This window comes from Candidatus Omnitrophota bacterium, from assembly GCA_028716245.1.
Lineage (GTDB): Bacteria > Omnitrophota > Gorgyraeia > Gygaellales > Profunditerraquicolaceae > UBA6249.
The window spans coordinates 37,676-55,765 of the sequence record JAQUQW010000001.1 but is presented as its reverse complement, the minus strand read 5'-3'; the positions used below and the strand labels follow the sequence as shown (position 1 = coordinate 55,765).

At 43.1% G+C, this 18,090-nt stretch carries 21 protein-coding genes; all 21 read right to left on the bottom strand.

Annotation, left to right across the window (positions count from 1 at the left end; genetic code table 11):
- Window positions 1-47: 47 nt before the first annotated feature.
- The 21 genes from PHG87_00310 to cbiM all read right to left on the bottom strand — a co-directional run bounded on the left by PHG87_00310 (window position 48) and on the right by cbiM (window position 18,089).
- Window positions 48-1,757, bottom strand: coding sequence for a secretin and TonB N-terminal domain-containing protein (locus tag PHG87_00310; protein ID MDD5476643.1), 1,710 nt, complete (start codon window positions 1,755-1,757; stop codon window positions 48-50).
- Window positions 1,754-2,122 carry a hypothetical protein gene (locus PHG87_00305; GenBank protein MDD5476642.1) on the bottom strand — a complete coding sequence of 123 codons (369 nt, stop codon included), beginning with the start codon at window positions 2,120-2,122 and terminating at the stop codon, window positions 1,754-1,756. Before PHG87_00305 ends, PHG87_00310 begins: the two co-directional genes overlap by 4 nt.
- The gene (gene pilO, locus PHG87_00300) at window positions 2,109-2,678 is read right to left on the bottom strand and encodes a type 4a pilus biogenesis protein PilO (GenBank protein ID MDD5476641.1); all 570 of its coding nucleotides are present in this window, start codon (window positions 2,676-2,678) and stop codon (window positions 2,109-2,111) included. Before pilO ends, PHG87_00305 begins: the two co-directional genes overlap by 14 nt.
- Window positions 2,675-3,280, bottom strand: coding sequence for a PilN domain-containing protein (locus PHG87_00295; protein MDD5476640.1), 606 nt, complete (start codon window positions 3,278-3,280; stop codon window positions 2,675-2,677). The genes pilO and PHG87_00295 overlap by 4 nt, the downstream gene beginning before the upstream one ends.
- Window positions 3,277-4,299: a type IV pilus assembly protein PilM gene (pilM, locus tag PHG87_00290; protein MDD5476639.1), complete on the bottom strand. Its 1,023-nt coding sequence runs from the start codon at window positions 4,297-4,299 to the stop codon at window positions 3,277-3,279. The genes PHG87_00295 and pilM overlap by 4 nt, the downstream gene beginning before the upstream one ends.
- A gap of 3 nt (window positions 4,300-4,302) precedes the next feature.
- A complete protein-coding gene (locus tag PHG87_00285) occupies window positions 4,303-4,716 on the bottom strand; it encodes a hypothetical protein (GenBank protein MDD5476638.1) in 414 nt (137 codons plus the stop codon).
- A gap of 161 nt (window positions 4,717-4,877) precedes the next feature.
- The gene (locus PHG87_00280) at window positions 4,878-6,818 is read right to left on the bottom strand and encodes a tetratricopeptide repeat protein (protein ID MDD5476637.1); all 1,941 of its coding nucleotides are present in this window, start codon (window positions 6,816-6,818) and stop codon (window positions 4,878-4,880) included.
- Between the two features lie 85 nt (window positions 6,819-6,903).
- A complete protein-coding gene (locus tag PHG87_00275) occupies window positions 6,904-7,314 on the bottom strand; it encodes a prepilin-type N-terminal cleavage/methylation domain-containing protein (GenBank protein MDD5476636.1) in 411 nt (136 codons plus the stop codon).
- Between the two features lie 203 nt (window positions 7,315-7,517).
- Window positions 7,518-8,252: a Fic family protein gene (locus PHG87_00270; GenBank protein MDD5476635.1), complete on the bottom strand. Its 735-nt coding sequence runs from the start codon at window positions 8,250-8,252 to the stop codon at window positions 7,518-7,520.
- Window positions 8,253-8,340: 88 nt separating this feature from the next.
- The gene (locus PHG87_00265; protein ID MDD5476634.1) at window positions 8,341-8,679 is read right to left on the bottom strand and encodes a cupin domain-containing protein; all 339 of its coding nucleotides are present in this window, start codon (window positions 8,677-8,679) and stop codon (window positions 8,341-8,343) included.
- Window positions 8,679-9,497 carry an ABC transporter ATP-binding protein gene (locus PHG87_00260; GenBank protein ID MDD5476633.1) on the bottom strand — a complete coding sequence of 273 codons (819 nt, stop codon included), beginning with the start codon at window positions 9,495-9,497 and terminating at the stop codon, window positions 8,679-8,681. The genes PHG87_00265 and PHG87_00260 overlap by 1 nt, the downstream gene beginning before the upstream one ends.
- A 10-nt stretch (window positions 9,498-9,507) precedes the next feature.
- Window positions 9,508-10,356: a cobalt ECF transporter T component CbiQ gene (gene cbiQ, locus PHG87_00255; protein MDD5476632.1), complete on the bottom strand. Its 849-nt coding sequence runs from the start codon at window positions 10,354-10,356 to the stop codon at window positions 9,508-9,510.
- A gap of 10 nt (window positions 10,357-10,366) precedes the next feature.
- Complete coding sequence (gene thyX, locus PHG87_00250; protein MDD5476631.1) at window positions 10,367-11,086, bottom strand: FAD-dependent thymidylate synthase; 720 nt, start codon at window positions 11,084-11,086, stop codon at window positions 10,367-10,369.
- Window positions 11,087-11,098: 12 nt separating this feature from the next.
- On the bottom strand, window positions 11,099-11,938 hold the full coding sequence (lipA, locus tag PHG87_00245) for a lipoyl synthase (GenBank protein ID MDD5476630.1): 840 nt from the start codon (window positions 11,936-11,938) through the stop codon (window positions 11,099-11,101).
- On the bottom strand, window positions 11,919-12,662 hold the full coding sequence (locus tag PHG87_00240; protein MDD5476629.1) for a lipoate--protein ligase family protein: 744 nt from the start codon (window positions 12,660-12,662) through the stop codon (window positions 11,919-11,921). The genes lipA and PHG87_00240 overlap by 20 nt, the downstream gene beginning before the upstream one ends.
- A 44-nt stretch (window positions 12,663-12,706) precedes the next feature.
- Window positions 12,707-14,173, bottom strand: a complete 1,467-nt coding sequence (gene gcvPB / locus PHG87_00235) for an aminomethyl-transferring glycine dehydrogenase subunit GcvPB (GenBank protein MDD5476628.1) — start codon at window positions 14,171-14,173, stop codon at window positions 12,707-12,709.
- The gene (gene gcvPA, locus PHG87_00230; protein ID MDD5476627.1) at window positions 14,170-15,501 is read right to left on the bottom strand and encodes an aminomethyl-transferring glycine dehydrogenase subunit GcvPA; all 1,332 of its coding nucleotides are present in this window, start codon (window positions 15,499-15,501) and stop codon (window positions 14,170-14,172) included. Before gcvPA ends, gcvPB begins: the two co-directional genes overlap by 4 nt.
- The gene (gcvH, locus tag PHG87_00225; protein ID MDD5476626.1) at window positions 15,498-15,887 is read right to left on the bottom strand and encodes a glycine cleavage system protein GcvH; all 390 of its coding nucleotides are present in this window, start codon (window positions 15,885-15,887) and stop codon (window positions 15,498-15,500) included. The genes gcvPA and gcvH overlap by 4 nt, the downstream gene beginning before the upstream one ends.
- Window positions 15,888-15,924: 37 nt before the next feature.
- Window positions 15,925-17,019 carry a glycine cleavage system aminomethyltransferase GcvT gene (gene gcvT, locus PHG87_00220; protein ID MDD5476625.1) on the bottom strand — a complete coding sequence of 365 codons (1,095 nt, stop codon included), beginning with the start codon at window positions 17,017-17,019 and terminating at the stop codon, window positions 15,925-15,927.
- A gap of 57 nt (window positions 17,020-17,076) precedes the next feature.
- Window positions 17,077-17,406 carry a PDGLE domain-containing protein gene (locus PHG87_00215; protein MDD5476624.1) on the bottom strand — a complete coding sequence of 110 codons (330 nt, stop codon included), beginning with the start codon at window positions 17,404-17,406 and terminating at the stop codon, window positions 17,077-17,079.
- Entirely contained in the window at window positions 17,403-18,089 is a 687-nt protein-coding gene (cbiM, locus tag PHG87_00210; GenBank protein MDD5476623.1) for a cobalt transporter CbiM, read from the bottom strand. The genes PHG87_00215 and cbiM overlap by 4 nt, the downstream gene beginning before the upstream one ends.
- Window position 18,090 lies beyond the last annotated feature (1 nt).

The window sequence follows — 18,090 nt, the reverse complement described above, 5'->3', positions numbered from 1 at the left end:
GCGAAACTGTTTCCCGCTCAAAGGGGAAATGGAGGCATATTAAAACCTTATTTCTTTTTCTTCCGGCTTACGGCGTCTTTTTTGATTTCAACAACCTGTGTCTGGCCCAACCTCTTCTCAAGCTTAGCCAGCTCTTCGGGAGTAAATTCCCCCTCTTTAATTATCCTGGCCTTGATAAAAATCAAAAGATCAACTTTAGTCGTATGGGTTGTTTCCCGGCCAAAAAATTTACCGATCCAGGGAAGTTCTTTTAAGAAAGGAATCCCAATGTACTCTTTTGCTTTGACATCTTTAAGCAAACCGCCGATCACAACAGTCTCTCCATCCCTAAGCAGAACTTGAGTCTGCGCTTCGCGCACATCAATAACCGGATAACTTGTTACCGTACTTGAAGTCCCGGCGGTAGAAGTAGCTGAAATCGAAGACGTGGAGGAGGTAATACTGGGGTGGATAATCATATTAATATAACCCTCTTCACTGACCTGAGGCACGACATTCAAACGGATACCAATCTCCTGATAATAATCCAATGTCTGGGTAACTGTCGGCCCCTCCGTGGTCGTACCTGCTGTAACCGTAGATCCAAGTATGGGAGTGTGATACCCCACCAACATTGAGGCCTCTTGGTTATCAATGGTAAGGATACTTGGCGCGGATAAGGTATTGGTATTGGCATCATCCTCTAAAGCATGCACAACTGCCTCAAATTTTGTACCGGTCAGTTTCTGGAATACAAATTCCGCTCCTGCGTTATAAGGCTCATACCCTAAGATTGTGGTTGTTGCCGGGCTAAACACAGAAGGCTTTAACGGACTGGCAGTTGTAGTGACGGTGCCTCCATGGCCCCCTATATCCCTGCCATTGGCAACTTCCTGCATTGTAATCGTATTTGACCTGGCGGTATTATTGCCGCCCAAACCCCAATCAAGGCCAAGGTCTCTTAGCTTATCCCGGTTAACTTCGATAATTCTGGTCTCAATAAGCACCTGCTTAGGCTTAATATCGATCTTAGGTAAAATAATATTGCGTATTTTATCAAGAGTGCTAGCAGTATCGGTAATCACCAGAATTTTGGATTTTACGGAAGGATCGAATTCCGCCTTCTTCATTACAGTTTCCCCGGTAGCGCTCTTCTCATAAGAAACCGTTTCGGATTTGGTCCCTCCGGCTGACTCCTTTTCAGGAGCTGAACTGGACTTTTCTTTACCAATTTGGAATGTCCCAAACTTCCAACCCTTTTGGCCGCGGGTATATAAAACCGATATTCTTCCGCGCGGTGAAAGCAAAGGAATAATAATTTTTTCTGCATCCTGGGCATCCAAAAATTTAAGCGTGATGATCTCTGTCTGCAAAGGTTCGTCCGCGGCAATCTTAGCCACATTCTCTACCTTAGTAACCAAAATAACATTGCCTTGCCGCTGGTAGCCAAAACCATAAGTCTTTAAGATTACATCCAGGGCCATCTCCCAGGGCACATCAGTCAGGCGCACCGAAATATTTCCGATAACATCCGGAGTGGTTACAATATTTACCCCGGATTTATAAGAAATAATTTTAAGGACATTGTTGATATCCGCATCCCTGAAATCAAAAGTTACGTTTCCCGTAGAAGGCGGGGCAACCGCTGTTTCCACTGCCGGCGCCGGTATTGGCAGCGCTTTGGCTAATTCGGGCCCGTTTTGCGTATCTTTAGCATCCTGCGCGGCAAAAGCAAAACAATAAAAAGTAAAAACAAATATTAAAAATATTTTTTTCACTTTGTTTCCTCCTTGATTAACCCTACCTCCAAAGGCTGGCTATCTTTAATAAAAACTACCTTGTTTTCAAAAATTTTTAAAACCTGATAATCTCCGACGTAATCCCCGATCCCCACTACCGCCGCGTTAACTATAGCGAATGAACGGCCCAGCTTATCATAAATAATCCCTTCTATCGACAGGCCCCCCGAAGAGGCGGCCTCCTCTTTATCAAGTTTAAGCAGCCTGCCTTCGGCAGTTACCAGCGGGATAAAAGGATTGCGCTTGCCTTTGGCATCATAAACAAATTCACCCTGGCCAAAAGCCAAAGTCAGGATCCCCAAAAACAAAAAGAATAAAATCGAAAATTTCTTATTTACTGACATATGTCCGAATAACTAAGCTTGCCTTTTGTTTTAGATAATCCGGCATTCGTGCCGAAATCTTTAGCTCAACCGCTCCCATAAAGACCGGTGAATTTTCCAGATTGTTAATAAACTTACCCAAATTATGATAATCACAGATTAAATCCAAATTGATTAAAATCGGCGTAAATTTATCACCGGCAATCGCGGATTTTCCTGTCTCACGGCTGGGCCGGATTTGAATAATCTTTACGTCAAATTTATTCGCCGCGCTTGAAATATCCTGCAGGAGCCCGGAAACCTGGTCTTCGGTAATTATCTTAGAAGACCTGCTGGCTGCCTTGCGGGCTTCCAAAGCAGGCTTACCTTTAGAAACGCGCATATTCTCCAAATCACGGTTTAAATTTTTAAGATCCTTTTCAAGGAGGGCAATCTTAGGCTCCAAGCTTTTCAATCCGGCAATCTGGGCCTTTAAGATATAATTGGCCTCCACATAAACAATAAAGAAGCAAAATATGATTATTAATATTTTCTTCTGTTTATCTAATTGTATATTTTGTATATTGTCCAGGTTCATTTGGATTTCAAAGTTCCCGTTAAGACAAAATCCGCGACATCATAGCTTCCAATACTTCTCTTCTGCACGCTGCTCAATTCTAGGCCGGCGAAATCCTTAAAAAATCCATTATCGGCTTTGAGGCTATCCAATAGCTTGTTAATCAGGTTAAGCTCCTCCATTTTTAACGAAATCACTGACCCCTGAATAGTTAGGTTCTGTTTAACAAGCGATATATCATTAAACCAGACTCCGGCGGGTAAATTCAGGCTTAATTTATTTAATTTTTGCGCCCAGAGGATCCTTTGGCTGGTTAAAAGCTGCGTCAGGCTGGCATCCTGAGAAGTCAGTGAATACTGCTGGTTGAATTCATCCACTATTTTCTTCTGCGGCTCAAGAGCCGTCCATTTACGCTTTAAAGAAGCCAACTGCCCGCCTTTAGCTATGCTGATTACCGCAAAATAAAAATGCGCTAAAACAAATAATCCCAGTAGAACAGGAATGGCGTAAATAAACAACTTGTCCCGGTTAAACCCGGTTATGGTTGTTAAAATAACCTGTTGGGGGGCCTTTTCCTTAGTTTTAACTCTTAGTTCCTGGGGTAATAAATTTATCTCAATCATCTTTGGCGTAAAGCCAGGCCTGCGGCAACATTAAACTGCCCGGAAAAATTGTTTAATTTCTGCGCATCTATTTCATCGGAGATCTTTATTTGCTTAAATGCATCCCAGGGTTCTACCGGGATACCTAAACAGACAGTTAACATTTCGCTTAAACCGCTTATTTTACTTCCTCCGCCGCTTAAGAATATCTTGACTACGCTCGAGGAATTCTGGCTTTCATAGTAATCGAATGACGTGCGGATCTCTGCCGCTAAATTCGTAAGCACGTTCTCCACGCCGGCCTTGACCTTATTTGCTCTTTCAGGGTCAGGATTAATCTTAAGCTCTTCGGCTGTTTTAAAGTCCAACTCGAAAATATCCATAAGCTTCTTGGTAAAATTTGCCCCGGCGGAATGGATATCGCGGCTTAAACGCGGTATCCGGTTATCAAGGATATTAATATTGCTGATTGAAGCCCCGATATTCAAAAGACAGATGGATTTGTTCTCCGGCACATCTATTTTAGGATAATTAAAATTAAACGCGTTAATCAATGCTATCGAATCGATATCAATGATATTAGGCCTTAACGCGGCGTTTTCAAGGGTTTTAAGCCTTTGCTGGATCAATTCTTTTTTTATCGCGGCAATCAAGACCAGCATCTTGTTTTCCGGCAAATCATTCTTTAAGATTTCGGCATCTAAATCAACCTCATTCAGCGAGAAAGGAATATGTTTCTGGGCCTCAAACTTAAGCGCTTGGCGCAGCTCGGTTTTATTCATCCGCAGAAAATTTACATAACGGATAACCGTGGATGAGCCGCAAAAAGAAATATTTACCAGATCGGCATCCTGGACGTGCTTGATCTTCTTAAGTACATCTGTCGGATCAAGCTGGCCATCCTCAAGGTCAAAATTAACCAGCTCAATAGCGTCGTTAATTTTTAATTTTACGCATTTAATCGACTGCGTGCCGATATCCAGGCCGATGCTAAACTTTTCTTTTGCTTTGGGAAATTTTATTTTAGAAAAAATGTTCATCGTCTATTTTTTATCACAGCTCTCCGTAAGAACCAAACCTCCGGTGGAAACCGAATAAGTCATCTTTCCGGTAAGTTTGCAGTCAACCGGAACTGCCGAACAATTATAACCGGATGCGTCCAACCGCTGGCAATCATACTCATAACCCCGTATTGAAGAACTGGCCAGATAATTCCTCTCCAGATAAACCGGATTACTTTTGGTAAGCTGCTCAATGCTGGTAGGATATACATTCTTATTATTCTTGGCGTAATTTTCTAAGCCCGTGGAAAGAAGTTTAAGGTTTACCTGGGCCAATAACTGGTTATGCTCGATATTATAGATGATTATCTTCTGTACCGCCAGGCGCAGCAATAACGCGGACAAGGCCGCAACGATCATGATCGTAACAAAACTCCTGGCTTTTCGATTAAACATAGTTAAAATCCTTACTTACGCTTGAACATTATTTTAATCTTACCATAAAGAAGCTATTTGGCAATCATTTTTTACAAAGACCCTGTTTCCTAATCACAATACGACCCTATTTCCCGATTGGCTAGGAAATAGGGTCGTATTGCGTATTGGGCCTTATTCTCTTAATTCACTGCGATTAACCTCTTGGCCCGGATATGATTAGGATTGATTTTTAAGGCCTGCTTTAAAACCTTTTTGGCCCGGGATTTTTCACCCATATTCAGATAGGCCAATCCCAGATTATAGTAACAATCGGCAAAATCAGGCCTTAGCTCCAAAGCGCAGTTAAAGGCACTGACTGCTCCCGCCCAATAATTATTTTTGGCAAAATCAATCCCTAAATTATTATAGAACTCCGCACCATTATCAAGATAACCGGCGCTTTTAAGGAAATCCGCGATGATTTTATTCCGGGCCAAATCAGCCTTACCCGCAACCTCGCCCAGAGATTCCGCTATCTGGGCTGCCGCGGAATTAAAGTCTCTCTTGGCAAAATAAATCCGCGCCAGATTAAAGTGTGTAAACTTCAGGCTGTGGTCAAGTTTTAACGCCTGATTATATTTTGCGATTGCCCCCTCCGGGTTGCCGGTAACCTCATAAATATTACCCAGGTTATTCTGCACTTCGCCCGCTTTTGAGCCCAGCGGGCTTTTCTCAAGCAGTTCGTATTCTGCCTTTGCCGGAGCATAAAGTTTCAATTTAAAATAAAGGTTGGCTAAATTCGAACGCCCTTCGATTAAATCCGGTTTAATTTCTAATGCCCGCTTATATTCAAGTCTTGCCTCATCAAGCCTGCCCCGGTATTCATATTCCAGGCCCAAATTATTATGCGCCTGGAAGCTGTCAGGAGAATATTTGATGATGTTTTTGTAAAAAACCAACGGGTTTTTCCATTCAAAATTACGGCCGCAGGTAAGCAAAATATAGAACACGCAAAATAATCCCGTACTTAAAATAAAAATTTCCCTTCTTAGGGCTTTATGCAAAATATACGCTAAAAGCATGAAAAAGCTAATTGAAGATAAATAGATAAAATGTTCGGCGACAAAAGCATTGATTGGAAAAATTCCGGATTGCGGAATAAAAAAAACCAGTGACCAGAACAACATAAACGAAGCCACCTTGTTCTTTGGTTGGTACTTTAAATAATACAAGCAGGTAAAAAGGATTGCCCCCAGAGAAAAAACAGCAATCAGGATGCCGGCGATACTTGTCGGCCGCAACAACTCATGGTTCATGTGCAAGTTAACCGGTAAAACAAGCAGTTTAAAATAGGTAAGGATTACTTTGGATAAAACACTCAAGCGAACAAACCAGGGGACAGCGGCCAAAGCCGGCGGCCGCAGAGTTAAAAATTTAAAAAAAGATAACCTCAAAATTAGATAGATTATGCTGATAATAAAAAACGGCATAACATTTTTTATAAGATAATATTTTTCTTTTAATTTATCCCTTAAAAAGTAAAAAACATAACCGCTCACTATAAAAGGAAAAACAATCGCCACTTCTTTGGATAAGATGGCGAAGACAAAACTGGATAGTGAAAAGATATAAAATAACCGGCTGCCCTGGATAGTTTTTTTCTGGCTCCTGATAAAAAATAATAATGCCAGGATTACAAAAAAACCCATCAGCATCTCTGCTCTTCCTGAAATATAAGTTATTGCCTCGGTATGCAAAGGACTGGCGGCAAACATCGCTGCGGCAGCGATACTTACCGCTAAATCACCAAGTAGTTCAGATACTAAAAGAAAAACTAAAAAAGAAACACCAAGCTGTAAAATAATGTTGGTAAGATGATAACCAAAGGGATCCAACTGCCAGAAATGATAATCGAAGATATACGATATGGTTTGCAGGGGACGGTAAAAATTAGAGCCGCTGGCTACTCCAAAATACAGGTCATTGGTAAAACTTAAAGGCAAATTCCGCGCGCTGCGGATCAGCGTGTTCTGAACCACCAGAGCCTGATCATCCCAGATAAACGGATTAGCTAAAGAATTAAAATAGGCAAGGAAACATATAACTGCTATTAGAATAAAAACAAAAAATTTGATTTTCATTAAAAACTAGGGGACGGTTCTATTTTTTGTCGATCATTCTTGTTAAAAAATAGAACCGTCCCCTTGATTTTCAAAAAACAACTTTTTATAATGGTGTCAGCACTCCACCAGTTGAAGCTGTGTAGGTTACGTTTCCGGTCGTTCCTGGTGTAACAGGACTGGCTACAAAGGTATAACCGCCCGAGGTTAAAGTACAGGCGTAGTTATAACCCTGCACAGCAGTCGCTGTACCAGTTGCGTTAGCGCAATAGCTACCTGCAGAAGCTATAAAATCTTGCAAGTTACCGGCTCCTAATATATCTGTAGGATATGCGCCGCTATGGCTGGTTGAGAATGTTTCAGCCGCGGTAGATAAGCTGCGTACTGTAGCTTTGGCTGCTGCTTCATTAGCCGTCCTTCTTGCGCTAAGCAAGTTGGGGACTGCGATCGCAGCTAACAAGGCGATAATTGCCACAACGATCATGATTTCGACGAGTGTAAAACCTTTTCTATTCATTGAAAAGAACCTCCTTCCTAAGGTCAGATTGACTTTTCGCGCTAACTCGAAAATTAACTCTTATTTTTGGATCCAATAATTAAGACTCATTCCTTAAGAGATTAACTTCTAAGCTCACACTAAAGTGCACCTTATGTATCCATAACAAATTTAACATGTTAGGTAGCCCTTGTCAAGTGAAAATAAAAATCCCAGTGCGTTTCTTATACTCTTAAAAGCCTTAAATAATCTTTCTGCGTTTCCCTTACCCTTTCCGCAATAAACTTTCTGAAATCCTTATCATCCGTATGCGCTTTCTCTAATGCGTTAATATAATCCCTGCGAAGGATAGGCGGGATTACCGCTAAACAATAGCCTTTCTGCAAGAGGATTAAATTCATTAGCAGCCTTGCAACCCTGCCATTTCCATCGACAAAGGGATGGACAAAGACAAGCTCTTTATGGGCGATTGCCGAATACTCTACGGGGTGGCTTTTCTTTGCTACATCTCTTATCTTTGTTATAAATTCTTTCATAAGGTCTGGGACTTTCTCTGGGCTGGGTAAGGTGTATTTTGAACCTGAGATAAAAACTTTATTCGTTCTATATCTGCCTGCCTCTGCCTCATTAATCCTGTGGTAAAAGAATTTATGCAGCATTTTAATGACGTCTTCCCCAAAATCTCCAGAGGTTGCTAACGTATTCATATAATCGTATGCTTCGGCGTGCCCCATCGCCTCGTAGTAATCCTTAATCGGCTTCCCGCCTATGGTTATCCCATCCTCTAAAACTACCTTTGTCTCGGTTTCGGTTAGGGAATTTCCTTCAATGGCGTTAGAAGTATAGGTCAAGCCAACTCGGTAATACTCCCTTAATTGCTTTACCGTGTCTGGTGGCAAAGGTCTAAAAGAGTTAACTTCCTTCTGGAGTACGTCTATTTCTTTAAGTAGTTCGTTCATTTATCCCCCTTATGTAAGTATCCACCGTGTCTCCTTTAAGTGTATTATACCACCTCTTTTATCAAATTTAATCCTTATTTTCTTAACTCTATGTAACTTGGCTGGTTACATAAATATACTGCAGAATTTTTCTTCCTGAATTTTTTACATTATGGAGGGTTTCCGGAGGGATAAATATAAAGCTGCCTTCAGATGCTTTGAGTTTTTTATTTTTTCCAAAGTAAACAGTCGCGCTGCCTTTTAATATGATCAGCGCCTCTTCTTTGTTTTCAGTTTTATGCTCACCGATTAATTCTTTAGGCCTTAAAGTAACTAAGCCGGCCCGTAACCCTTTGGTCTTAGTGGAATCCCCTAAAAGGCGCAAAAACCTTCGCTCACCTTTAAGCCGCGTGCAAAAAACTTTTTTGGTAGAGGAGTCCTTTTTCATCAATGATCATCTCCATGGTGATCGATGTGTAAATGCGGATGGATATGCACCGTATCTTCATGCTTATGGCGATGGACATGCACCAGATTATTTACCTGCAGCAAAGCCGTATCATTAAGGATCAGATCCGGCTCTCCAAAACCGGCAATCTTCTTCTGGCTGCTAAAAACATACACCAGGTCGGCGATTTCCTCTACAATATGCAAATCGTGGGTGGAGCTGATAATTGTCTTACCGTTAATATTTTCCTCAATGAGGGTATCAATTATATGCCGGGAGGTTAACGGATCAAGCCCGGCAGTCGGCTCATCTAAAATAATGATTTCCGGCTCAATAATCAAAATAGATGCAATGGCTACCTTGCGCTTTTCTCCGATACTTAGTTGATGGGGGGGGCGGGCAAGCAATCCTTGGAGACCCAAAGTATCGATAAGTTTCTCCAGGCGTTTTTTAATTTCATTTTTTGCAAAACCCAGCTGCAGGGGCCCGAAAACTATGTCCTCTTCTACCGTCGGGCAAAACAACTGCGCGTCGGGATTTTGAAAAACAAAACCCACCCTGCGCCTAAAATCACGAGAAAAATTATTATCGAAAAATTTCTTTTCGTTTAATTCCTCGCCAAAAAAACTTACCCTTCCCTTATCCGCGAAAATAAGGCCGTCAAGCAGCTGCAGGAAAGTAGATTTTCCCGAGCCATTTGCTCCGATAACAGCTACCTTGCGGCCCTGTTCAATTTTAAGATCTATGCCGCATAAGGCGGGAATTTTACCTGGGTAAGAAAAATAAACATCATTTAATTCAAAGATTATATCGTCCATAATAAATTAATTAGGGACAGCGACCATTTTTTCCGGCTAGGCTAGCAAGAAAAATGGTCGCTGTCCCTATTATTAATAACCACAACCAATCCCTTGACCTAAATTTAAAATCATGCCAAACTACCGCTTCCCCCTGAAACCCCCGGGAGAGCATCGCCCGATACACTTCTTCATTAAGCCTGGCTGACCGCTGCCACAAGGAAGCAATACTCCAGGCCACGATACGCTGGCCGCTTTTGTAATGCAGCAACACACCAACCCGGCTTTTGATCGCCAGGTAAGTTTGTTCAATTATTTCCACAAAAAGGTAGATATAACGGTAGCAGATCCCAATGGTCATCACAAAGATTTGGGGTATCTTAAAAATACGCAGCACCCTTAATAATTCAAAGTGTTTGGTAGTAATACTTAGGAGCACGACAAAAGAAACTGAAGTAGCCACGCGCATAACAAAAATCAGCGCTCCGGCCAATCCCGGACGGGTAACCATAAATTTTAGCCCAAGGATATTCCAGCTGGCCAATATCGCGCCGGGGCTAAAATTGCTAAATAGCGCGGGCACGGCGATAAATAATGAGAACAACGGAATAAAGACCCAGGTGCGTTTTAGGAAAAATAACAAATTTATCCTGGAAACCAACACCAGCAATAAACATAACGCGTAGAGAAAAAATATGGCCTGTAAATTACGGGCCAACAATACCTGGATAATGAATAGCGGAAAAGTAGCTAATTTAACCCGCGGATCCAGCGACTGCAAGAATCCTTTGCGCGCCGCCAATTCCTCGGCAAAGATTGAATCTTTCAAGAAAACCAAGGCCCCGATAATCGAACGTTGAATAAAATTATTGTTTTTCATTTGTGGCAAATTAAGCTTTTACCGGGAATTTTCCGCAGCAGAATTTTTCACCTTCGGGGCAATACTCCAGTGTTTCACATTTAGCTCCTGCCTCAGAAAAGACAGCCGGAAGTTTCTCTTTACAAATATCCAGCATCATATTCGCCAACTGGCGTATTTCCCATTGCGCCCGAGAGCAGCAACGGTGCTCAAAATAATGCAACAGCTCCCGGCAATTCATGGTCACGACAATCTTTGTTTCCGCTGCCTGTGGAAGCACAAAACGCGCGTCCTGGTTTGCAACCTCTCCGCTGATATTATCCTCTCCCATAAACGCAATCAGCTTAGTATAACTCTGTTGAATCGCGGCCATCAATTTTTCAAATTCATTCTTTGCTTGCGGGTTTCCTTCAATAGAAGGCGGAATAATAAAATCAAAATCTTTTTCTTTTACATACCTCTGGCTTTGCTGGCTGAATGAGGCAATCCTATGCCTGACTAATTGATGAGTAAGGGCACGCGAAACCCCCTCAATAGCAAAAGTAAACTTAACATGCTCCAGCGGGCTTTGATGACCGGAGGCAACAATGCCTTTAACAAAGGCCTCCTGCTTTTCCTTGCTTATCGTATCATCCGAAAAAACCTCGCCGGCGAATTTCTCCGAATAACACTGCCTACAGGCAACATAAATAAGTGAGATCGCGTTCTGGCTCATCTCCAATAATTTGACGTTCATCATAACTTTTCCCATTTATTAATTCTCCTAATAAGATAAATAATCAGCTGCCATATACGAACTGCGCACATAGGGAGCGCTTTCGATATGTAAGAACCCTAACTGCCTGCCTTTTTCTTTATAATAGTCAAACTGCCCCGGGGTAATATAATTTTTAACCGGATAATGCTCTTTGCTGGGCGCCAAATATTGGCCGATACTTAAAAAATCGCATCCTACATAACGCAGGTCTTGCATCACATAGAGGATCTCTTCCTCTTTTTCACCCAAACCCAGCATCAATCCGGATTTTATCTTTAAACCGGGCGACATCTTATTTATCATAAACAGTAAGCTAAGTGAACGTAAATAATCCGACCCCTGACGTACTTGCTTATAAAGTGATGGGACTGTTTCAAGATTATGCGCGATGATATCCGGTTTTGAGTCAGCGACAATTTTTAAAGCATCCACAGAAAGCCCGAAATCCGGAATAAGGGTTTCTATGCTTACCTGGGGTGCTTTTTCCCTGATCCGCCTGACCGTCTGGGCAAAAATTCCCGCTCCTCCGTCGGCAAGGTCATCCCGGGTAACACTAGTAATCACAACGTGCTTTAGGCCAAGCTGCTTGACCGCCTGCGCAACGCGGCCAGGCTCATTTAAATCAGGCTCAAGCGGTTTAGATTTCTCTATATTACAAAAACTGCACCTGCGCGTACAATTTCGGCCCAAAATTAAAAATGTCGCTTCACTACGGGAAAAACACTCTCCCATATTCGGGCACATTGCCTGCTCGCAAACAGTTTCTACTCCCAAACTGCGCAAAGTATTCTTCATCGCAGAGCAGCTTCTAAGATTTATTTTTTTATCAAGCCAAGCAGGTTTCATATACAGATTCTTTCTCTTCGATAAACTTTACGCCAAAAGTTTCACTAAAAGCATCAATTAAACCTCGCTCCAAAACCTCTCTTTCAGGGACTACCCCGATTTCATCACTAAGAGTTGTCACGTAGGTAGAAATATTATCCGGCAGGCAATTAAGGTAGTTGCGCACAAAATCCCAATCAACTCTTAAAGGGATTGAACCGTGCTGAAAGATAACCTGCCTTTTCCTTTTCTGAGCGTTTCCGCCGATTTTTCTGCCGCCAATGACAATGTCGTATTTCTCATACGCAGCGCTGCAAAGCTGGTGCGCCGCGCTTCTTTCTTTGAAATTTTTAGTCTCAAGCGCGAACTCCGCGGCAACTCCCAGTGATTCATAGAACTGTATGAGAAATTTACAAATATTACGGTAAGAAACAAAAATACCTTGCGGCTCCCCTACATCATCCTTACTGCAAACAAAACTATAAGTAATTTCATCATGATGAAAAAGGATCCCTCCTCCGGTCATTCTTTTGGCAATTTGTATTCCGTCAGAGGCGCATTTATCCAAATTAATTTCATTTCGCGGGTTTTGGGAAAACCCGTAAGTAAAAGACGATTTTCCCCAACGATAGATCCTCAACACCCCGATACCATCCTCCAAATATCGATTAAAAATTTTCTCATCAAAGTTCATATTATATGCTGCGCTTGAAGCTTCTGATCGAATAAGTCTAAATGATTTCATATGCGTAACCCTGTTTCCCCTTTAGGCTCGAAACAGTTTCGCAGTTAATCGGGAAATAGGGTCCGTGGTTTCCAGTTAAGGTCCGGCTGGCGCGCTGCCCTTACCTCATCGAGCCTCTTTATCGGCATCTTAAGCGGCGCTGCGGTTACAGCAGAAGGATCTTTTTCTGCCAAACGGGCGATCTCAATCATTACCTCAATAAAAGCATCGATTGTTTCTTTTGATTCTGTTTCCGTAGGCTCGATCATCAATGCCTCTTTAACGATTAAAGGGAAATATATTGTCGGCGGATGAAATCCTTGATCAATTAAATACTTAGCGATATCCAGGGCATGCACTCCGTTCTTTGCCTGACGTATGGCGGAAAATACGCATTCATGCATGCATGTCTTATCAAAAGGCAGGTCATAATATTTTTTAAGTTTTGCCTGGCAATAATTGGCATTTAACACCGCGATTTCAGCCGCTTTGATTAAACCTTCCCTGCCCAGCCGCAGCATATACGCATAGGCCTTGAGGATTACCCCGAAATTCCCGTAAAAAGGAGCGATATAACCGATGGATTTTGGCTGATGGTAATCAAGGGCAAATGTCCCGTCGGCTCTGCGGATAACCCGGGAGATCGGCAAGAACTCAACTAATTTCTCGTTTACTCCAACCGGCCCTGCTCCGGGGCCTCCGCCTCCGTGCGGGGTGGCAAATGTCTTATGCAAATTTATATGCATGACATCAAAACCAATATCTCCGGGGCGGCATTTGCCCAGCATGGCATTGAGATTGGCTCCGTCGTAATACATCAATGCCCCGCACGCATGCGCCAAATCAGCGATCTCTTTGATCCGCGGGTTAAAAATTCCCAACGTATCCGGACAGGTTAACATCACTGCCGCTGCTTCTTCGGTTAAATGTTTTTTGTATTCGACTAAATCCATATAGCCGTCTGTACCTGTAGGAATAACGATAACCTCATAACCGGCAATAGCAGCGCTTGAAGGATTTGTTCCATGCGATGAATCCGGGACAATTACATATTTACGCCGGGACCCTTTATTTTTGTGATAGGCGGCAATAAGCATTGCCCCGGTTAACTCGCCGTGGGCTCCGGCCATTGGCTGCATGGTAAAAGCGCTCATCCCGGTAATCTCGCAAAGCAGCTTCTCAGATTCATACAAAACCTCTAAAGACCCCTGCGCAAGCATCCCCCCTCCTGAAAGTTGCGGCAATAACGGATGCAGCTGAGAAAACCCTTCTAAGGAAGCGACCTGCTCGCAAAATTTTGGGTTATATTTCATTGTGCAGGAACCAAGCGGATAGAAATTTGTGTCCACGGAATAATTAAGCAGGGAAAGATTGGTATAATGACGGATGACATCTAATTCACTAAGGGAAGCTAAATGCGCTTGGCTCTTGCGGCAATATTTTTCTGCCAAAGGTTTTGCTTTACCAACATCACATTCGCCGTATGAAAAACCCCGCCGGCCTTCTTTATGTTTTTCAAAAATCAACTTCATAACACTGCCTCCAGGCTGTCAGCAAGACGGGCTATCTCTTCTTTGGTCCTTTTCTCGGTAACCGCGATCAACAAATAATTATCCATCCCTTTATAAAACCTGCCCAGAGGAAAACCGCAGGCAAAACCTTTTTCAATCATCCGCTGCACTACTTCATCAGCACCCCTAGGCAACAGCACTGTAAATTCATTAAAAGTCGGAGAAGAGCGTTTTACCGTAACACCTTTAACGCGCGACAATTCTTCTTTGGCAAATTCCGCTTTTTGATAATTATGTTCGGCTAATTCCTTCAAGCCTTCCCTGCCTAAAAGAGAAATAAATACCGCAGCCCGTAACGCGCAAAGCGCCTCATTCGAACAAATATTGGAAGTCGCTTTTTGGCGGCGGATATGCTGCTCGCGGGTCTGCAAGGTTAAGACAAAACCTCTTTTTCCATCGCTGTCAACGGTAGCCCCCACGATCCTGCCGGGCATCTGGCGCACTAATTCATTTTTTACAGCCATAAATCCCAAATAAGGCCCGCCAAAGGAAAGCGGAATCCCCAAACTTTGGCCTTCCCCTGTGGCGATATCAAACCCCATCTCCCCCGGGGTCTTTAAAATACCTAAAGAAACCGGATACACCGAGGCAATTGCTAAAGCGCCAAATTTATGCGCCTCATCCACTATGTCGCTATGATCATCAACAGCGCCGAAGAAATTAGGATTCTGTAAAATTACCGCGGCGGTCTTGTCATCTAAATGCTTAAACAACTCCTCCCTGCTGCTCTGTCCATGGGCAACCGGAATTTCCACAAACTCAACGGAGAGATTCAAGGTGTAAGTGTAAAGCATGGTGCGATAGATCAAATTCACTCCGCTGTCCAAGATTATTTTATTGCGGCCGGTTTGCCTTATGGCCATCATCATCGCCTCAAAAAGGGCGGTCCCCCCGTCATACAAAGAAGCATTAGAAACATCCAAACCGGTTAACTGGCAAATAATGCTTTGATATTCATAGATTGCCTGCAGCCATCCTTGAGAACACTCCGGCTGATACGGCGTATAAGCGGTATAGAATTCCGCGCGGCTGGCAATCGCATCCACGCCGGCGGGAATAAAATGATCATAGAATCCTGCGCCGACAAAATTAACCAGGCCCGTGGCATTTTTTACGGAAAGTTTACGCAATATTTGCGTCACTTCAAACTCTGATTTTGACGCGGGGATTGCAAACGATTTTGGCCGAAGGGATGCGGGGATATCCTTAAAAAGCTCAGCGATGCTTTTGACCCCGATCGCCGAAAGCATTTGCCGGATATCCTCTGGCGTATGCGGAATATAACTCATTTAGCAAGCCCTTCTACATAACGTTCATAGGCTGAAGCATCCATAAGATTTGCTTTTTCCGCTTCATTTGAAATCTGCAGCGAGAAAAAATAACCTTTTTCATACGCCGACTGGTTGATTAATTCCGGGTGGGCCGCCAATTGCGTATTGACGGACAGGACTTTCCCCGATAAAGGCGCGTATACTTCAGAGGCGGCTTTGACCGATTCAACAGTAGCGCAATATCCGGACTGCTTAAGCTCTTCCCCTATTTTGGGCAATTCCACAAAAGTGATATCCCCCAGAGAATGTTGAGCGTAATCGGTAATACCAACATAAGCAGTCTTGCCTTCAATACGCGCCCACTCGTGATCCTTGGTATAAAAAAGATCCTTTGGTATATTCATTCAAACTCTCCTTTTTAATAGGGACAGCGACCATTTTTTAAAAAATGGTCGCTGTCCCCAATAATGAAGTTTTACTTATAAAAGGCCTCTTTATAACCACCACCGGAATCTCCGTGCCTGCGTCCTTAACAATAAGCCTCGAACCGACATCATAATTACCGCAAACATACCCTATCCCGATACCCACAGAAAGGCTGGGTGAAAATGAACCGCTGGTTACTGTGCCAACACGCTGATTATTGGCAAATATAGCAAAGCCATGGCGGGGAGCGCGGCGGGAATCCGCCTGAAAACAAATTAAACGCTCTTTCGGGCCACTGGCTTGTTCCTTTAACAAAGCATCCTTACCAATAAAATCCTTGGATAAATCCACAAACTTTACAAGCCCGGCAGCCAAGGGCGTATGGTTTATATCCAGGTCCTGGCCGTAAAGCGGATAACCCATTTCAAGGCGTAAAGTATCGCGGCTTCCTAATCCGGCAGGTTTTACGCGGCTATCCTTAAGCAGAACTTCCCATAATTTTACTACATAATCGGTTGATATATATATTTCATAGCCGAGCTCTCCGGTATAACCGGTGCGGCTTACCATACAGCGCTGGTTTTGGAAAGTAAATTCGCAAGAATTATAATAATTAAGTTTTGACAGGCCATCACCAAAAATACTTTTAAGCACATCCAGGGATTCCGGCCCCTGCACATCAAGTTTCCCTGTTTTATCGGAAATATCTTTGAGGTTATATTTTCCGGTAAGATTTTTCTTTAAATGCGCGTAATCGCCGGGAGTGGTTGCGGCATTGACCACCAGCATCCAGCTGGTTTTATTGATACGGTAGACAACCAGGTCATCCAATATCCCTGCCTGCTCATTAAGCATAAAACCATAACGGCAGGAGCCTTCGGGCATGGAAATTATATTCTGCGTGACAATACGGTCAAAACCGCTTAAGGAAGGGTCTGCCTCAAGCATGAATTCGCCCATATGGCAAATATCAAATACGGAAACTCTCTTACGGGTATGCGCATGCTCAGCCAAAATACCCTGATATTGGATGGGCATCAACCATCCGCCAAAAGGGGCTATTTTTGCATTAAGTGAAATATGCGTATTGTAAAGCGGAGTTTTTAACACAGGCTATCTTTTCTAATCGCTTTAAATTAACTAATTCCAAAGATTATATCATAAATATTATTTTTTGCTTAAAACTTTAGCAATTAAAAATACTATACTTGCGACAACAAAAATACCGATTATTGCTGAAATTATATACGCAAAGCTTAAAGCCGGTAAACCTTTTTCCTCCCAGCCCTTGAACCTATAATCGGGCATGGGCGCATGCCAAAGGCTAGAAAGATTCCCAAAGCCTTTTGGAATATAACCAGCCGACTTCTGAATTTCATCAGAACCCCATTCTCCCCAACCAGCACCTGCCTTAAAATGTTCCGGGAGCAACAACCCCAAAGGAGACAAAATAATCAGCACTCCCATAATAATCCAAAACTTAGAAATAATTTTCATGAACTTGTTTTTTCCTCTGCCAAGAGTTCTGAAGAATGTTCCTGCAGATATTTAATTACCAAGGCGGTCACAATTGCTTCTATCCAGCCGAATACCAAAAGATGTTCACTCACCATTACCGGCACGGCCACATTTAATCCATAAGGGCAGTATAATGCCTGGCCATTTACATTATGATGCAATAACGGCTGCAATCCGAATTCAACGCCGGTTAAAAAAGCAGCCGCATTAATGCCGATATATCCGGCTATTCCGGCAGCCAATACCCTTCGGCGTGAACCTATCGGAGTACGGTAACTAATAATCTTATATATGTAATAGCCGACAAACGGCATCGCAAATGCCATATTAAAACAATTAGCGCCGATAGCGGTAATACCTCCGTCGCCAAATAACAATGCCTGGATAACCAGCGCCACGGTGATGGCAATACAAGCCGCCCAGGGGCCAAGCAGTATCGCCACTAAAACACTGCCCACGGCATGGCCGGTTGTCCCTGCCGGGATGGGAATATTTAACATCATGATCACAAAACTAAAAGCCGCCCCGATTGCCAGCATCGGCACCTGGCGCGCCGCCAGCGTCTTCTTCACAATCCTGGAAGCTGCTGCCCATATCGGCAGCATTGCAACATAAAAAAATCCGCAGGTTGCCGGGCCTAAATACCCGTCGGGTATATGCATA

Excerpts from the sequence above, each read along its gene's own strand:
- PHG87_00305 (MDD5476642.1), bottom strand. The coding sequence starts at position 2,122 with ATGTCAGTAAATAAGAAATTTTCGATTTTATTCTTTTTGTTTTTGGGG.
- pilO (MDD5476641.1), bottom strand. The coding sequence starts at position 2,678 with ATGAACCTGGACAATATACAAAATATACAATTAGATAAACAGAAGAAA.
- PHG87_00295 (MDD5476640.1), bottom strand. The coding sequence starts at position 3,280 with ATGATTGAGATAAATTTATTACCCCAGGAACTAAGAGTTAAAACTAAG.
- pilM (MDD5476639.1), bottom strand. The coding sequence starts at position 4,299 with ATGAACATTTTTTCTAAAATAAAATTTCCCAAAGCAAAAGAAAAGTTT.
- PHG87_00285 (MDD5476638.1), bottom strand. The coding sequence starts at position 4,716 with ATGTTTAATCGAAAAGCCAGGAGTTTTGTTACGATCATGATCGTTGCG.
- PHG87_00280 (MDD5476637.1), bottom strand. The coding sequence starts at position 6,818 with ATGAAAATCAAATTTTTTGTTTTTATTCTAATAGCAGTTATATGTTTC.
- PHG87_00275 (MDD5476636.1), bottom strand. The coding sequence starts at position 7,314 with ATGAATAGAAAAGGTTTTACACTCGTCGAAATCATGATCGTTGTGGCA.
- PHG87_00270 (MDD5476635.1), bottom strand. The coding sequence starts at position 8,252 with ATGAACGAACTACTTAAAGAAATAGACGTACTCCAGAAGGAAGTTAAC.
- PHG87_00265 (MDD5476634.1), bottom strand. The coding sequence starts at position 8,679 with ATGAAAAAGGACTCCTCTACCAAAAAAGTTTTTTGCACGCGGCTTAAA.
- PHG87_00260 (MDD5476633.1), bottom strand. The coding sequence starts at position 9,497 with ATGGACGATATAATCTTTGAATTAAATGATGTTTATTTTTCTTACCCA.
- cbiQ (MDD5476632.1), bottom strand. The coding sequence starts at position 10,356 with ATGAAAAACAATAATTTTATTCAACGTTCGATTATCGGGGCCTTGGTT.
- thyX (MDD5476631.1), bottom strand. The coding sequence starts at position 11,086 with ATGGGAAAAGTTATGATGAACGTCAAATTATTGGAGATGAGCCAGAAC.
- lipA (MDD5476630.1), bottom strand. The coding sequence starts at position 11,938 with ATGAAACCTGCTTGGCTTGATAAAAAAATAAATCTTAGAAGCTGCTCT.
- PHG87_00240 (MDD5476629.1), bottom strand. The coding sequence starts at position 12,662 with ATGAAATCATTTAGACTTATTCGATCAGAAGCTTCAAGCGCAGCATAT.
- gcvPB (MDD5476628.1), bottom strand. The coding sequence starts at position 14,173 with ATGAAGTTGATTTTTGAAAAACATAAAGAAGGCCGGCGGGGTTTTTCA.
- gcvPA (MDD5476627.1), bottom strand. The coding sequence starts at position 15,501 with ATGAGTTATATTCCGCATACGCCAGAGGATATCCGGCAAATGCTTTCG.
- gcvH (MDD5476626.1), bottom strand. The coding sequence starts at position 15,887 with ATGAATATACCAAAGGATCTTTTTTATACCAAGGATCACGAGTGGGCG.
- PHG87_00215 (MDD5476624.1), bottom strand. The coding sequence starts at position 17,406 with ATGAAAATTATTTCTAAGTTTTGGATTATTATGGGAGTGCTGATTATT.
- cbiM (MDD5476623.1), bottom strand. The coding sequence starts at position 18,089 with ATGCATATACCCGACGGGTATTTAGGCCCGGCAACCTGCGGATTTTTT.